The 15,153-nt window shown below is 56.3% G+C and carries 12 protein-coding genes; all 12 read right to left on the bottom strand.

What is annotated here, in order from left to right:
* Positions 1–351: 351 nt before the first annotated feature.
* The 12 genes from leuB to Q0Z93_RS03410 all read right to left on the bottom strand — a co-directional run bounded on the left by leuB (position 352) and on the right by Q0Z93_RS03410 (position 15,040).
* On the bottom strand, positions 352–1,422 hold the full coding sequence (gene leuB, locus Q0Z93_RS03465) for a 3-isopropylmalate dehydrogenase (protein ID WP_298062622.1): 1,071 nt from the start codon (positions 1,420–1,422) through the stop codon (positions 352–354).
* A complete protein-coding gene (locus tag Q0Z93_RS03460; protein WP_298062620.1) occupies positions 1,419–2,984 on the bottom strand; it encodes an alpha-isopropylmalate synthase regulatory domain-containing protein in 1,566 nt (521 codons plus the stop codon). Before Q0Z93_RS03460 ends, leuB begins: the two co-directional genes overlap by 4 nt.
* A gap of 27 nt (positions 2,985–3,011) precedes the next feature.
* Complete coding sequence (gene leuD, locus Q0Z93_RS03455; protein WP_298062617.1) at positions 3,012–3,614, bottom strand: 3-isopropylmalate dehydratase small subunit; 603 nt, start codon at positions 3,612–3,614, stop codon at positions 3,012–3,014.
* Positions 3,615–4,025: 411 nt separating this feature from the next.
* The gene (gene leuC / locus Q0Z93_RS03450; protein ID WP_298062615.1) at positions 4,026–5,420 is read right to left on the bottom strand and encodes a 3-isopropylmalate dehydratase large subunit; all 1,395 of its coding nucleotides are present in this window, start codon (positions 5,418–5,420) and stop codon (positions 4,026–4,028) included.
* A gap of 42 nt (positions 5,421–5,462) precedes the next feature.
* Positions 5,463–5,984 carry a PH domain-containing protein gene (locus tag Q0Z93_RS03445; protein ID WP_298062614.1) on the bottom strand — a complete coding sequence of 174 codons (522 nt, stop codon included), beginning with the start codon at positions 5,982–5,984 and terminating at the stop codon, positions 5,463–5,465.
* Positions 5,985–6,540: 556 nt separating this feature from the next.
* Positions 6,541–8,034, bottom strand: coding sequence for a 2-isopropylmalate synthase (locus Q0Z93_RS03440; protein ID WP_298062612.1), 1,494 nt, complete (start codon positions 8,032–8,034; stop codon positions 6,541–6,543).
* A gap of 148 nt (positions 8,035–8,182) precedes the next feature.
* Positions 8,183–9,478 (bottom strand): MATE family efflux transporter, encoded by a 1,296-nt coding sequence (locus tag Q0Z93_RS03435; protein ID WP_298062610.1) that lies wholly within the window; start codon positions 9,476–9,478, stop codon positions 8,183–8,185.
* A 333-nt stretch (positions 9,479–9,811) separates the two neighbouring features.
* Positions 9,812–11,092 carry a serine--tRNA ligase gene (gene serS / locus Q0Z93_RS03430; RefSeq protein ID WP_298062608.1) on the bottom strand — a complete coding sequence of 427 codons (1,281 nt, stop codon included), beginning with the start codon at positions 11,090–11,092 and terminating at the stop codon, positions 9,812–9,814.
* Between the two features lie 156 nt (positions 11,093–11,248).
* Positions 11,249–11,509, bottom strand: coding sequence for a 50S ribosomal protein L27 (gene rpmA / locus Q0Z93_RS03425; protein ID WP_298062606.1), 261 nt, complete (start codon positions 11,507–11,509; stop codon positions 11,249–11,251).
* Positions 11,510–11,574: 65 nt separating this feature from the next.
* Complete coding sequence (gene rplU / locus Q0Z93_RS03420; RefSeq protein WP_298062604.1) at positions 11,575–11,886, bottom strand: 50S ribosomal protein L21; 312 nt, start codon at positions 11,884–11,886, stop codon at positions 11,575–11,577.
* 130 nt (positions 11,887–12,016) lie between these two features.
* Positions 12,017–13,894: a DNA polymerase III subunit gamma/tau gene (locus Q0Z93_RS03415; RefSeq protein ID WP_298062602.1), complete on the bottom strand. Its 1,878-nt coding sequence runs from the start codon at positions 13,892–13,894 to the stop codon at positions 12,017–12,019.
* Between the two features lie 240 nt (positions 13,895–14,134).
* Positions 14,135–15,040: a bifunctional methionine sulfoxide reductase B/A protein gene (locus Q0Z93_RS03410; protein WP_298062623.1), complete on the bottom strand. Its 906-nt coding sequence runs from the start codon at positions 15,038–15,040 to the stop codon at positions 14,135–14,137.
* Positions 15,041–15,153: the final 113 nt, after the last annotated feature.

Below are 15,153 nucleotides of genomic sequence, written 5' to 3'. Positions count from 1 at the left end.
TCTATTCCTGTGCTCTTGTCTCACTAACTCAAAAAACTTGACGTACTATCGTACTACACTGCAATACTTCAATGAACTTTTGCAAAGGGTATCTTGTCCCGTTTTGCGGATGCAAAGGTAGGTACCTTTTTTGTTTTTGCAAATTTTTTCAGAACTATTTTTCCCGAAAGAATTTTCCGATTTTTTATATCGTTGGAAATCAGCAGGAAAGGGGTCGATATTTTTTTGCTTCGGAGCTGAAATTTTTCCTCGCGAGCACTCTGCCGGCCTGTATGGGACAATGAACGGGATGCGGAAAAGGTTCTTCCGCATCCCGTTCAATCTGAATTTCGGCCGGATGGTATAGTGTGTCTACACGTTGGCGGCCACAAAGTCCCCCACTTGTGTGGTCGAATAGACTTTCTGTCCCACCGCATTGGCATCCACCAAGTCTTCGGTGACGACTCCTTCTGCGATCGCCCGTTCGACCGCAGACCGCACTGCAGCTCCTTCCGTCGCCAGTCCCACATGTTCCAAGAGCATCGCTGCACTCAGGATCGTCGCCATCGGATTGGCGATATTTTTGCCCGCCGCCTGCGGATAGGAGCCGTGGATCGGCTCGAACAGCGCCACGTCGGAGCCCAGCGATGCCGATGGCAGCAAGCCCAGCGATCCGCTGATGACGCTCGATTCGTCGGTCAGAATATCCCCGAACAGGTTTTCGGTCACCAGCACGTCGAAGTAGGTCGGCCGCTGGATAATCTGCATGGCGGCGTTGTCCACGAACATGTAGTCCACCTGCACATCCGGATACTGCGGCGCCATCTCTTTGGCGATCTGCCGCCACAGGCGCGAGGTGGCGATCACGTTGGCTTTGTCCACCACCGTAAGCAGTTTCCGCCGTTTCCGCGCCTGTTCAAAGGCCACCCGCAGAATGCGTTCCACCTCTTCGCGCGAATAGACGCAGGTGTCGTAAGCCGTATTCCCGTCTTCGCTCCTCCCCTGAGGCCGGCCGAAGTACATCCCGCCGGTCAGCTCGCGAATGCACACGAAGTTCGCTCCCCTGACCCGCTCCGCTTTGAGGGGTGAGCGTCCGACCAGGCTGTCGAACACGACCAACGGCCTTACATTGGCGAACAGTCCCAGTGATTTCCGCATCCGCAGGAGTCCTTGTTCAGGCCGCACTTTGGCCGAGGGGTCGTTGTCGTATTTCGGGTCGCCGATCGCGCCGAACAGCACGATGCCGGCTTCCTGACAGATTCGGTGGGTCTCCGCCGGATAAGGATCGCCGGTGGCGTCGATCGCGCACGCCCCGACCAGCGCCTTGTTATAGTTAAAGGTATGCCCATACTTAACGCCCACAGCCTGGAGCACTTTTACAGCTTCGCCCACGATCTCCGGCCCGATGCCGTCGCCGGGAAGCAGCGCAATGTTCAGATTCATGATTTGGCAATATTTATGTTGTTTTCGATCTTGTTCAACATTTTAACCGTCGCTTTGATCGCCGCCACGGTCTGGTCGGCATCCAATCCCCGGGTTTTGAACCGCGCGCCGCCGCTCTCCCAGGTAATCAATGTCTGCACGAACGCATCGGTGCGTCCGCCCGGCGGGATGCTCACGGAGTAATCCAACAGTGTCGGAAATTCCCGTCCCAGTTGTTCCTTATAAATGGCTTCCACGGCGGAAACGAATGCGTCGTACTGCCCATCCCCTGCCGAGGTCTGCTGATAAGTCTGCCCGTGTATCTCGATCTTGACGGTGGCCACCGGTCGGAGCCCTTGCGCTACGGAGAGCGAATAGTTGAGTATCCGTACGGCGTCGGTCATGCCGTCGCCGGCCGTCCCCAGCAGGTCGGACACGATGTATGGCAAATCCTCCGCCGTCACGATCTCTTTCCGGTCTCCCAGCTCGACGATATACTGCGTTACGCGGATCATCGACTCTTCGTCCAGTTCGATTCCCAGCATCTCCAGGTTTTTGCGGATATTCGCCTTCCCTGAGCTCTTCCCCAGCGCATACTGCCGCGTGCGCCCGAAGCGCTCCGGCAGCAGATCGTTGAAATAAAGGTTGTTCTTGTTGTCTCCGTCGGCATGTATCCCGGCGCACTGCGTAAACACGTTCTCGCCGATCACCGGTTTGTTGGCCGGAATCCGGATCCCCGAGTAACTTTCGACGACGGTCGAAACGTGGTTCGTCCGCGCTTCATCCACGCCGATTTCCACATGCAAGTGATCGTGCAATGCGGCTATCACGCTCGACAGCGGCGCATTCCCCGCCCGCTCGCCCAGCCCGTTCACCGTGGTGTGCACCCCGCCGATCCCTGCCCGCACTGCGGCTAAGGTGTTGGCCACGGCCAAGTCGTAGTCGTTGTGGGCGTGAAAGTCGAACCACAGATCCGGATACCGTTCCACCATAGCGCGGCACGCTGCAAAACATTCCCACGGCTCGAAAATCCCCAGCGTATCGGGCAGCATGAACCGCCGGATCGGCAAGTCCCGCAAAGCGTCGATCATGGCATAGACATAGTCTGCCGAATGCCGCATCCCGTTCGACCAGTCCTCGAGATACACGTTAACGCCGATCCCCATCGTCTCGGCTCGCTGTACTTCCCGCCGAATGTCTTCCACATGTTCGTCGAGGGTTTTCCGCAGCTGGTACCGGCAATGTTTCTCCGACCCTTTGGTCAGCAGGTTGACGACCCGGCCGCCGCACTCGGCGATCCACTTTAAAGAAACACCTCCGTCTACGAATCCGAGCACTTCAACTCGTCGGAGCATCGTTTCTCCTCCGGTTCTGAGAGCCCACTCCATGATCCGCCCGACGGCCTGCCGTTCGCCTTCGCTCACGCGGGCCGAGGCGACTTCGATCCGGTCCACTTTCATATCGGTCAGCAGCAACCGCGCGAGGCTGAGTTTCTCCTGCGGCGCAAAGGATACGCCGGAGGTCTGCTCGCCGTCGCGCAGGGTGGTATCCATAATCTCGACTCGGGACATAAACTTTTTCATTAGGGTCGGTAAAGGATCGAGAGGACGCTACCTGCTGGTGGCTGCCTGCTCGTATCTGGCTACTTCTGGCCGTAACGTGACCAAATAGTCCACGTCATCGTATCCGTTCAACAAGCACTCTTTTTTATATCCGTCGATAGCGAATGTTTCGGAATGGCCTGTCGAGTTGTTCGTCAAGGTCTGATGTTCGAGATCGACTGTAAACTGTGCTCGGCTGTTCTTATCTATGGTATCGAATATCTCTGTGAGAAATGCCGGTGTCACTTGTATCGGCAGCAGTCCGTTGTTCAAGGCGTTGTTCCGGAATATATCGGCGAAAAAGCTGCTTACCACGACCCGAAATCCGTAGTCGTAAATGGCCCACGCGGCATGTTCTCTGGATGACCCGCATCCGAAGTTATATCCGGCTACGAGGATTTTCCCTTCATATTTAGTCTTGTCGTTGACCGGAAATTCTGCGATCGGTCGGTTATCCTTAGTGTACCGCCAGTCGCGGAACAGGTTGTCGCCGAATCCTTTCCGCTCGGTGGCTTTCAAAAACCGGGCGGGAATGATCTGGTCGGTGTCTATATTCTCGATGTTCACCGGAACGGCAGATGATATGATCTTTACAAATTTTTCTCTTGACATAATTCTGAATATGAATTGTTCGTTTTATTCTCTACCCGGTTTGAGGGTACTGTTCTCTTTGTGAACAACCGACGCTGCCAGCGAATCCAGAGGCCGCTTGCGGACTATGGTGAGCGGCGAGGAGGAAAACGAGCGAAGCGAAGTTAGCGAGAACCAGAAAAACTTTCTGAGATGCTTGCGCATCTCTTGAGCCTGCCGGATACCTTTGTCTTTGATTTGTCGGGGTGCGGGAAAGCGGGCCGATATAATGAGGCTTGTACCTAATCGGCCCGCTTCCCGCGCCCCGAACCAAACTCAATGCCAGAGGACTGCGGAGCCTAAGGAGTAGCGCAGCTATCTGAAAGTTTCTTTGGTTCTTTCTTTTCAAAGAAAGAACAGTCACTCACAGTGGGGTACAGATGAAACGAACGATTATTTTTTAAAGAGTTCGCGCGGGTCGGTAATTCGTCCCGAGACCGCCGCCGCCGCCGCCACCAGCGGACTTGCCAACAACGTTCTCGCCCCCGGCCCCTGCCGTCCCTCGAAATTCCGGTTGGACGTCGACACCGCATACTTGCCCGCCGGCACCTTGTCCGCATTCATCGCCAGACACGCCGAGCAGCCCGGCTGCCGCAACTCGAACCCCGCCTCGTGAAGGATGTCCAAGAGCCCCTCCTCGCGCACTAACCGTTCCACGATATGCGACCCCGGCACCAGCCACGCCACCACTCCCGGAGCCTTTTTATGCCCCCGCACCGCATGGGCGAAAAGTCGGAAATCCTCGATCCGCCCATTCGTACAGCTCCCCAGAAACACATAATCCACCGGTTTGCCGATCATCGCCTCGCCCGCATGGAACCCCATGTATTCCAGCGCCTTGACATCGCTCTCCGACGCCGGTTCCGGAATCACCCCCGTAATCGGCAGCCCCATCCCCGGATTCGTCCCGTAGGTGATCATCGGCTGAATATCCGCCGCATCGAACCGGTATTCTTTGTCGAACACCGCATCCGGATCGCTGTACAGCGTCTTCCAGTAAGCCACCGCGCGATCCCAGTCGCCATTTTCGACCGACGGAGCATGCTCACGCCCCTTGACATAAGCGAAAGTAGTCTCGTCCGGTGCCACGATCCCGCCGCGCGCTCCGCACTCGATACTCATATTGCACAGCGTCATCCGCCCCTCCATCGACAGCCCGCGGATCGCCGAGCCCGCAAATTCGATAAAGTGGCCCGTTCCCCCCGCCGCGCTGATCTGCGAGATGATATAGAGCGCCACATCCTTAGCCGTCACCCCTTCGCCCAAAGCACCGTCGACCGTGATCCGCATCTTTTTCGGTTTCGGCTGCATGATGCACTGCGAGGCGAACACCATCTCGACCTCCGACGTTCCGATTCCGAACGCCACCGCGCCGAACGCCCCGTGCGTCGAAGTATGGCTGTCCCCGCACACAATGGTCATCCCCGGCTGCGTGAACCCGTATTCCGGCCCGATGATATGCACGATGCCGTTTTTCGGATGGTTCAGCCCATAATAATTGACAATCCCGAACTCGCGGCAGTTTTTGTCCAACTGGTCCAACTGGTTTTTCGATTCGCCCGGTTCCAGCGGTTTGTCCTGATCGAGGGTCGGCGTGTTATGATCTGCCGTGGCCGTAGTCTGCTCCGGCCGGAAAATCCCGATCCCCCGGGCCCGCAGCCCTCCGAATGCGACCGGCGAGGTCACTTCGTGAATATAGTGCCGGTCGATATAAAGCACCGACCGCCCCCCGTCGAGTTGCCGCACCACGTGCGCATCCCAGATCTTGTCGAAAAGTGTTTGTCCCATTCGCTCTCTATTATAATATTTACGCAATGTCCTCTGAACCGGTTATGAATCGCCCCGCTCCTCCGTCGCGATCCGAATGAACTCATCGGCCCGGCGGCAATTGAAGACCCACCGCCGTTGCACGGTCTCGACTAACAGGAGGTTCTGCTGCTCGGTGATCCACATGCTGTACGTCCCTAACCTGCGGTTCCGAAACCGCCCCAAGTAACCGAATAGTCCGCCGCTCCCGAACACCCGGGAACTGCCGTCGAGCATCATGGGTTCGATCTTTCGCACGACGACCACTTCGTCCAACGGTATATCGATCCGCCCGACCAATCTCCGCAGGGTAATTTTCCGGTCGGCCACCGACAACGACCGGGGCAGATATGCCGCCGATACCGGAATTGCGCCGAGGCACACGATTCCGAGAACCCATTTCAACCACCCGGCTGCATGGGAGTTAACCGCCACGACAACAGCCCAAACGCCGACCAAAACCACAATGCACAAGATCGTGATCACGATAGTTTGCGTCTCCCACCGGTACGGAACGGTGATCCGTTTTTTCCCTGTCGTTTTCATTTCCGGTATCTTTTCATGACGGGGCGGAACTCGCAAGGTTCTTGGCTCTTGCTTGAAGCAAAGCCTTTTTTCAGGCGTTTAGAGATTGTCTCTTATCTAACTCTCTGGTCGATTTGTCCGGCAAGCCATCGAGTTGCCGCCAGCGGAAAGAGCAATGAGCTTTGCCGAAGTTGCTCGCGCCGCCGGGTTTGCGATGCTTCGCATCGCTTGAGCAGCCTCTACCCCCAATTATTCTTTGTCCCGCGCACCGGGAAAATCGTTCGCTTTCAACTCGCGTTGAAACCGTCGATTTTCCTTTTTTCGGCGTCGGCGCGCGGAGAATGAACATTCGTTTGTCCCGCGCGCTGGCGGAAATCCTGTTCAAAAGCGCAAGCTGCTTTTGAACGATTTCCTTCTCCAGCCGTCGCGCGCGGGGTGCCGATGCCGCTCGGCATGCGAGCCGGAAGTTTGCGTCGCCTTAACGGGAGGAAACTGCCCTCGGGCCAGGCGGGCCCCGCGTGCCCGCGGTGGGCTTGCGATACTTCGTATCGCCTGGGCAGCCCGTACCCGAGAACCCCTACGCCAGCGCCTTATTGACCCCGTCAAGATACGCCTCGACCGCCGCCAGCGTAATGTCCGAGTTGATCCCGAACCCATGTACGTTGAGATTCCCGTACCCCAGCTGCATATGCACCCGACCCAAGTCATTGGAACCTTTGGTCATCGCCTGGATCAAGAACTCCTGCAGCGTAATCTTATCCTTGATAATCGTCCGGATCGCATTGATCGAAGCGTCGATCGGCCCGTTCCCCGTGGCAGTAGCGGTCGCCTCGCTCCCCCCGATCCGCACCCGCACCGTCGCCGTCGGCACCAGCGTTCCCGAAAGCACCTGCAAATAAGCGAGCTCGATATGCCGGTCTTTTTTCTCGGCACCTCCCACCAGCGGCAGCAGATCTTCATCCTGGATATTCTTGTTGTTGTCCGCCAGCACGAGGAACTTTTCATACGCCCGCGCCAATGCTTCTCCCTCCAGCACATAGCCCATCTGTTCCAACCGATGCTTCAAAGCCGCCCGTCCGCTGCGCGCCGTGAGTACGATGGCATTATCCGCCAGCCCCACATCCTCCGGATTCATAATCTCATAGCTCTCCCTGTTTTTCAATACCCCATCCTGGTGGATGCCCGACGAATGGGCGAAGGCATTCCTGCCCACCACCGCCTTGTTGGCCTGCACCGGCATATTCATCAGGCTCGACACCATCCGGCTGGTGGCCGTAATGCGTTTGGTGTCGATATCCGTATCGATCCCCAGCTCGCGATGACAGCGCAGAGCCATCACCACCTCCTCCAGCGCCGTGTTCCCGGCCCGTTCGCCGATCCCGTTGATGGTGCATTCCACCTGTCTGGCCCCCGCCGCAATCCCCGCCAGCGAGTTGGCCGTGGCCATCCCCAGGTCGTTGTGACAATGCGTCGAAAGCACCGCCCGATGCACCCCGTCCACATGTTCCATCAGGTAAGTGATCTTGGCCGCATACTCTGCCGGCAGACAATACCCTGTGGTATCCGGAATATTGACCACCGTCGCCCCGGCCTTGATCACCGCCTCCACCACCCGGGCCAGATATTCGTTGTCCGACCGACCGGCGTCTTCGGCATAAAACTCGACATCTTCCACGAACCGTTTGGCATATTTCACCGCCGCCACAGCCCGCTCGAGCACCTCCTCGCGCGTGGAGTTGAATTTATATCTGATATGTTCGTCCGAGGTGCCGATCCCCGTGTGAATGCGTCCGTGTTTAGCATATTTCAGCGCATCGGCCGCCACTTCGATATCCTTTTCCACGGCACGGGTCAAGGCGCAAATAACCGGTTGCGTCACTGTTTTCGATATTTCGCGCACCGAGTTGAAATCGCCGGGGCTGGAAACCGGGAATCCGGCCTCGATCACATCGACGCCCAGTAACTCGAGCTGACGCGCCACTTCGATCTTCTCCACCGTATTGAGCTGGCAGCCGGGAACCTGCTCGCCGTCGCGAAGTGTCGTGTCGAAGATATACAGTTTATCTGCCATACGATTTCTCCATTTTTAAGCACGTAAAAGTACTCAGCGGAATTCCGTCCGTATCATCCGCAAAAAACTTTTCTACGATGGCAAATCCGGAGAATCAGTCGCATTTTATCTGGTTTTCAATAGAATATATCAATTTTACCGCCGGAATCTAACCTAAAATCCGGCGCTTCGACAAAGCCAGCTGAACCGCCCCGCGCATAAAAAGATAGATCAGAAATGCGATCCACAGCCCTGCATTACCCAACCGCGGTTCCAGCAGAAAATAAGCTGCGAAAAAGAAAATCGTCGCGGCGAACATGGCGTTGCGCATGATCCGTGTGGCGGTGATTCCCACCACGATCCCGTCCAATATAAACGCCAGAAAGCTGCAAACCGGCACTAACACGGCCCACACGGCATATTCTTTCGCCGCCGCAAGTATCACGGAACTCGGCGTAAAGAGGCTCAGTATCTGTTGTCCGGCCGCGGCATACAAAAGGGTGAAAAAAAGCATTAATGCCGCGCCCCACAATAAAAGGTTCCTCACCGCTCGGTGCAGCATGGGCAGGTTCCCTGCCCCGCAGTACCGCCCGGTCAATGCTTCGCCTGCATAGGCGAATCCGTCCATCATATAGGAGAACAGTGTAAACAGCTGCAACATCAAGGTATTGACAGCCAATAAGGTGTCTCCCATCTTCGTCGAGGCGACGGTGAAATAGGTGAAAACGGCGACCAGACAAACCGTGCGCAGGAATATATCGCTGTTTACTTTGAAGAACCGCCGCATAACGCTCCACGACAGGATCCCGCTCCGCAGAAATGTCTCGCGGCTGAAAAAACGGCCGTAATATCTTCTGAGGATCAAGATGGTCATCGCTACTCCGCTCCACTGGGCGATAAGGGTGCCCAACGCGACGCCTTCGATGCCCATGCCCCATGCCCGCACGGCTAAAAAGCTGAATAGGATATTGATTATGTTGATCCCGATGGATATCCACATCGGTATCCGGGCGTTCTGCATTCCGATAAACCAGCCGGTGAAGGCGTATAGCGACAAGGTGGCCGGGGCGGCCCATATCCTGACCTGAAAATAACGGCTCGCCGCATTTTCGACGGCTTCACTGCCGTCCATCACGCCCATAGCTGTCCTCACGACGGACACCTGCAATGCCCATATCGCCAGCGCGACGACAAGGGCGACGCTCAATGCTCTCACAAGCTCTTTCGCGGCTTCCCGAAGGCGGCGCGCTCCGTATGCCTGGGCGGTAAAACCGCTGGTGCCCATGCGCAGGAAGCTGAAGTTCCAGTACATGAAGTTGAAGATGGTGCCGCCGACTGCGATCCCGCCGATCTGGGCGTCGTCGCCTAACCTCCCTGCAATGGCCAAATCGACCATGCCTAACAAGGGTATGGTGATATTGGATATGATGTTGGGTATCGCCAGGGCGAGTATCTTCCGATTCACTTAGCTTTTCATATATTATCCGTTCGTTTGATCACTACCCTAATGTTGAGGGTACTGTTCTCTTTGTGAACAAAGAGAACCAGAAAAACTTTTTGAGATGCTTCGCATCTCTTGAGCCTGCCGGATACCCTTGTCTTCGATTTGTCGGGGTGCGGGGAATCGGGCCGACATCATGAAGTTTAGCCCTTATCGGCCCGATTCCCGCGCCCCGGACCCAATGCAAAGAAAGAGGACTGCGAAGCGTAAGGAGTAGCGCAGCTATCTGAAAGTTTCTTTGGTTCTTTCTTTTCAAAGAAAGAACAGTCACTCACAGTTGGGCAGAAAATAAACGAACTATTTAATAATATCGAAGCCCGTGTACGGTCTAAGCGCTTCCGGGACAACAATTCCCTCCGGCGTCTGGTTATTTTCCAGCAGCGCCGCCACGATGCGCGGCAGAGCCAGCGAACTCCCGTTCAGCGTATGCGCCAGCTCCGTTTTTTTCGTTTCCGCGTTGCGGAAGCGGAGCTTCAGCCGATTCGCCTGAAAAGACTCGAAATTCGAGACCGACGAAACCTCCAGCCACTTATCCTGCGCCTCGCTGTAGACCTCGAAATCATAAGTCAGCGCACTCGTGAAACTCATATCCCCCCCGCACAGCCGCAGGATCCGATACGGCAGCCCCAGTTTCAGCACGATCCCCTCAACATGGGCCACCATCTCGTCCAACCGTTCATACGAGTCCGCCGGATGCGCCACCTGCACGATTTCGACCTTGTCGAACTGGTGCAGGCGGTTCAGCCCCCGCACATCCTTCCCATACGACCCCGCCTCGCGCCGGAAGCACGGCGTGTAGGCCGTCATTTTGATCGGCAGCGAGGCTTCGTCCACGATCTCGTCGCGGAAGATGTTCGTCACCGGCACCTCCGCCGTCGGAATCATATAGAAATTGTCGATCGTCGCATGATACATCTGCCCCTCCTTGTCCGGCAGCTGGCCCGTGCCGAATCCCGAGGCTTCGTTGACCATGACTGGCGGCTCCACTTCGAGGAAGCCCGCAGCCGTGTTGATGTCCAGGAAGAAGTTGATTAATGCTCTTTGCAGTTTGGCCCCTTTCCCCTTGTAGACCGGGAAACCCGCTCCGGTGAGCTTGTTCCCCAGCTCGAAGTCGATGATGTCGTATTTCTTGGCCAGCTCCCAATGGGGCAGAATCCCCTCCCCTTTCAGCTGCCGGGGTTCCGGCCCGCCCATCTTTACAACTAAGTTGTCCGCCGCACACGTTCCCTCCGGCACGATCTCAGCCGGCCGGTTCGGCAGCGTCACGATCGCCGCCTCCATCTCGGCAACCACCTTCGCCTGCTCCGCCGCTAACGCATTCGACTGCTCTTTCAGCCCGGCGACCCGTTCTTTCAGTGCATTGGCCTCGCCGGCCTTCCCGCTCTTGAACAATCCGCCGATCTCTTTGGCGATCTTGTTCTGCTCCGCCAAATTGCCGTCTAACTGCTGTTGAATCGCCCTGCGGCGGTCGTCCAGCGCAATGATTTTGTCGATAATCGGAGCGGCTTCCACCCCTTTCTTGGCCAACCGGGCGACGGTCAATTCGCGTTCGTCCCGGATCTGTTTCAGTGTGAGCATCTTATTGTCGTGTTTTTATTTTTCTATTCATCGGGCCGCCGTTACGTGCCGCAGATTTTCAAAGTTACTGTTTTTACAAAAAAATGAGGCCGGTTTTCTCTCTGCGGAGAAAACCGGCCTTTTCAAAAGTCTAATGCCGTATATGAGCGGCAGCCGTTATTCCGCAGTCGGTACCACCGACACGAACGACTTCCCTTCCGCTTTCTTCTTAAAGCATACGGTTCCGTCCACCAAAGCGAACAGCGTATGATCTTTCCCCATCCCGACATTTTCGCCCGGATTGTGCACTGTTCCGCGCTGACGCACGATGATATTCCCGGCTTTCGCCATCTGTCCCCCGAAGAGTTTGACCCCCAGACGTTTGCTTTCGGATTCACGGCCGTTCTTCGAACTACCTACCCCTTTTTTATGTGCCATGTCTTAACTTTTTTAAACGTTTTTCTTAAACCGACGGGAAACCCGCCTTTCAAAACAGAGCGAAACTAAGCGATAATGTCCTTGATTTCGATCTGGGTCAGACATTGCCGGTGCCCGTTCTGTTTCTGGTAGCCCTTGCGGCGTCTCTTTTTGAAGACGATCACCTTGTCGTCCTTGAGATGCCGGAGCACCGTCGCTTCGACCTTGGCGTCTTTTACCGTAGGTGCGCCAACTGCAACCTTTCCGTCATTGTCAATCAACAGGACTTTGTCGAAGCTCACGCCGGCGCCTTCCGCGTCGGCCAGACGGTGAACATAGAGCTTGCGACCCTTTTCAACTTTGAATTGTTGCCCTGCAATTTCTACGATAGCGTACATAATGTTTCGCTTGTTGTTTAGTGTTTTGAACCGCAAAGGTAAAACTTTTTCGGTTCCGGACAAAACCCAACGGGTTAATTTACATTCTTTTTCCCGACCGCGCCCCGCAAAGGCCGGCCCGCAAGCCGGGTTATACCGTCAGATCCAGCTCGTCGCGCAGCTTCAGAATGTTGGGATTAAGATTGACCAGATATTGCAGTTTGTCTTCGGTCGAGACCGGTTTGTATGCCTGCTGCACTTCGCTGACTTCCACCGTCAGCGTAACTTGCGCACTCGTCAAGGTGCGCAGGTCGCGTTCGATTTCCCATTTGGCCTGATTGATTTCATCGGCCAGCACTTCGTTAGGTACCGTCACGGTCACCGCATTCCCCCGTATCGTCCTCGCAGTCAATGCCGTGGCTAACCGAGGCCGCTGACGTTCGTTCCACAGCCGGATCAGTTCGTCGTATTTTTCCGCAATCGCATGTTCGGCTTCTGCCGGCGTCAACGTCCGTACTGCCAGGGCCGGTTCCTGTGCGACCCGGGGTTCCGCCGCCCGGACAGGAGCACCTGACGCAATGGATGACAGATTTGCAAGGGAAACTCCCGTAATCGAACGCCCCGTGATAGAAGGTTTTTTCGCCGGTTGCGGCGGGGCCGTTTCAGGAGCAGGAGAGGCCGCTGCAGGTGCAGATGTCGAAACAGGTGCCGATGCCGGTGTGGGAGCAGGAGCAGGAGCAGGAGCAGGAGCAGGAGCAGGAGCAGGAGCAGGAGCAGGAGCAGGTGCAGGTGCAGGTGCAGGTGCAGGTGCCGCCGGAATCGTTCCCGAGACCGCGATGGCCGGCATCGGATATTTCCCTACCCCCGCCACCAAAGCTAAGTCGTCCATCCCCCTTCCCGAAGCATCTACCGCGTCACCTTTTTTTTTTAATCCGCACAGCCCGCACAATTTAATCAATGCCAGTTCCGCATGCAGCCGCCGGTTCGTCGCCTGCCGATACCCCGTATCGGTCTGCGTCAACAAGTTGATCGCGTTGAACAGAAACCCCGCATCGCACCCCTCGGCAGCCGCCTGCGCCCGATAGCGCTCCGCCACACGGCCGGTCACCTCCAGCAGCGGCGCCGTCTGCGGATTCTTGCACATCAGCAGATCCCGCATATGTCCGTTCAGCCCTGCAATAAAAAGCTGCCCCTCGAACCCCCGCCGGAGTATCCCGTCGAACAAAGTCAGCAGCTCGGCGTAATTCCCTGCCAGAATCAGGTCTGTCGCCGCGAAATAGGTGTTGTAGTCCAATACATTCAGGCTTTCGGCCACTTTGTCTCCCGTGAGTTGCGTCCCGCAGAACGAGACCACGCGGTCGAACATCGACAGGGCATCCCGCATCCCGCCGTCCGCCCGCTGTGCGATGATATGCAGCGCTTCGTCGTCATACGCAATCCCCTCGTTACCTGCGATATATTGCAGGTACTGCACCGTATCCTCGACCCGGATCCGGTTGAAGTCGTAGCACTGGCACCGCGACAGAATCGTCGGCAGAATCTTGTGTTTCTCGGTGGTCGCCAAGATGAAGACGGCATAATGCGGCGGCTCTTCCAATGTCTTGAGAAATGCGTTGAAGGCGTTGGCCGACAACATGTGCACTTCGTCGATGATGTAAACGCTGTATTTGCCCACCTGCGGCGGAATCCGCACTTTCTCGGTCAGCGCACGTATATCTTCGACGGAATTATTGGATGCTGCGTCCAGCTCGTGTATGGAGAACGACCGCCCTTCGGCAAAAGCGCGGCAGGATTCACACTCGCCGCACGCTTCGTGATCGGGGGTCGGGTTCATGCAGTTGATCGCTTTGGCGAAGATCCGCGCGCAGGTGGTCTTCCCCACGCCTCTCGGCCCGGTGAATAGGTAAGCGTGCGCCAACTGCCCGCGGGCAATGGCGTTCCTGAGCGTTTCCGTGATGTGGTTCTGCCCGACCACGCTGCGGAAAGTTGCCGGACGGTATTTTCGAGCCGATACGACGAATGATTCCATAGTTCACAAAGATAACGAATGCCTAACGCAATACAAACCGATTCGATTTATTCGTTCTTTTATTAGTACGTACCGGTATAGAACTGTTCTCTTTGTGAACAACCGACGCTGCCAGCGGTGCCGCTCGGCACTCGAACCGGGCTGCCTCCACCCTGAGAGCGGCGAGGAGAAAAACGAGCGTAGCGAAGTTAAAAGGTACGGTTCCACACGGCACAATGCTAAATAAAAAATCGAAGAAATTTAAAATCGCTTCGTATAAGTGTGGCAGTACGGTTCCGTTCCTTTGCGGACATAATAATCCTGGTGGTAAGTCTCCGCCGGCCAGAACCGAGTCGCCCGCGTTACTTTCGTCACCACATCATAACCATTCGCTTTCAGCTGGCCGATCAGTTTTTCAGCTACAGCTTTCTGTTCCGGCGAGAGGTAGAAAATTTCGGAACGATACTGCGGCCCCAGATCAGGCCCCTGCCCATCCGTCTGCGTCGGGTCGTGGATCTCGAAAAACAGCCGGGCAAGCGTCTCGTAACTCACCTTCGCAGGATCATAAGTCACTTTCACCGCCTCGGCATGGCCCGTCTTTTTCGTGCACACCTGCTCGTAAGTCGGGTTGTCCACCGTCCCCCCGATATAGCCCGACACCACCGAAATCACCCCCGGCTGTTTCTGCATCATGTGCTCCACCCCCCAGAAACAGCCTCCCGCGAAAATCGCCTCGGCCGTCTTTTGTTGCATGTCTTTGACAGATCGGGCCGGGACGAACTCCATCGAGATCGAGTTCACACAATGCCGCGTATTTTTGGTCGTGAAACCCTCGCCCGTAAAAACGTGTCCCAGGTGCGCCCCGCACCGCGCACAAGAGATTTCCGTCCGCCGCCCGTCGGCATCCAGGCTCCGTTTCACCGCGCCGGGAATCTCGTCGTCGAAGCTCGGCCAGCCGCAGCCCGAGTCGAACTTGTCTTCCGACCGGTAGAGCGGCGCGCCGCACCGTTTGCAGAGATAAGTCCCCGCCTCCTTGAAATCGTAGTATTTTCCAGTGAAAGGCCGTTCGGTGCCTTTGTCTATAATGACCCGTTTCTCTTCGGGCGTCAGTTCTTTCGTCATCGTCTGAGCATTTACCGTGCCGGCCGTCAGGAGCACAACCAGCATCGTCGCCCACCGTACCCCCAATCCGAAGGCTCCGGAGCGACGCATAAAATTAACCGTTTTTTCCATCATATCCTTACAACGCGAAAAAGAGGCTCCGTATTGGCTCGAAAAGA

The organism is uncultured Rikenella sp. (genome assembly GCF_947628055.1).
Classification (GTDB): Bacteria; Bacteroidota; Bacteroidia; order Bacteroidales; family Rikenellaceae; genus Rikenella.
The sequence above is the reverse complement of the archived record's forward strand: the minus strand, read 5'-3'. Positions and strand labels throughout refer to the sequence as shown.

Coding starts and splice junctions, on each gene's coding strand:
- Q0Z93_RS03460 (WP_298062620.1), bottom strand. CDS start 2,984: ATGAAAAAGTTTATGTCCCGAGTCGAGATTATGGATACCACCCTGCGC.
- rpmA (WP_298062606.1), bottom strand. CDS start 11,509: ATGGCACATAAAAAAGGGGTAGGTAGTTCGAAGAACGGCCGTGAATCC.
- Q0Z93_RS03440 (WP_298062612.1), bottom strand. CDS start 8,034: ATGGCAGATAAACTGTATATCTTCGACACGACACTTCGCGACGGCGAG.
- leuB (WP_298062622.1), bottom strand. CDS start 1,422: ATGAATCTGAACATTGCGCTGCTTCCCGGCGACGGCATCGGGCCGGAG.
- serS (WP_298062608.1), bottom strand. CDS start 11,092: ATGCTCACACTGAAACAGATCCGGGACGAACGCGAATTGACCGTCGCC.
- Q0Z93_RS03415 (WP_298062602.1), bottom strand. CDS start 13,894: ATGGAATCATTCGTCGTATCGGCTCGAAAATACCGTCCGGCAACTTTC.
- Q0Z93_RS03410 (WP_298062623.1), bottom strand. CDS start 15,040: ATGCTGGTTGTGCTCCTGACGGCCGGCACGGTAAATGCTCAGACGATG.
- rplU (WP_298062604.1), bottom strand. CDS start 11,886: ATGTACGCTATCGTAGAAATTGCAGGGCAACAATTCAAAGTTGAAAAG.
- leuC (WP_298062615.1), bottom strand. CDS start 5,420: ATGGGACAAACACTTTTCGACAAGATCTGGGATGCGCACGTGGTGCGG.
- leuD (WP_298062617.1), bottom strand. CDS start 3,614: ATGTCAAGAGAAAAATTTGTAAAGATCATATCATCTGCCGTTCCGGTG.
- Q0Z93_RS03445 (WP_298062614.1), bottom strand. CDS start 5,984: ATGAAAACGACAGGGAAAAAACGGATCACCGTTCCGTACCGGTGGGAG.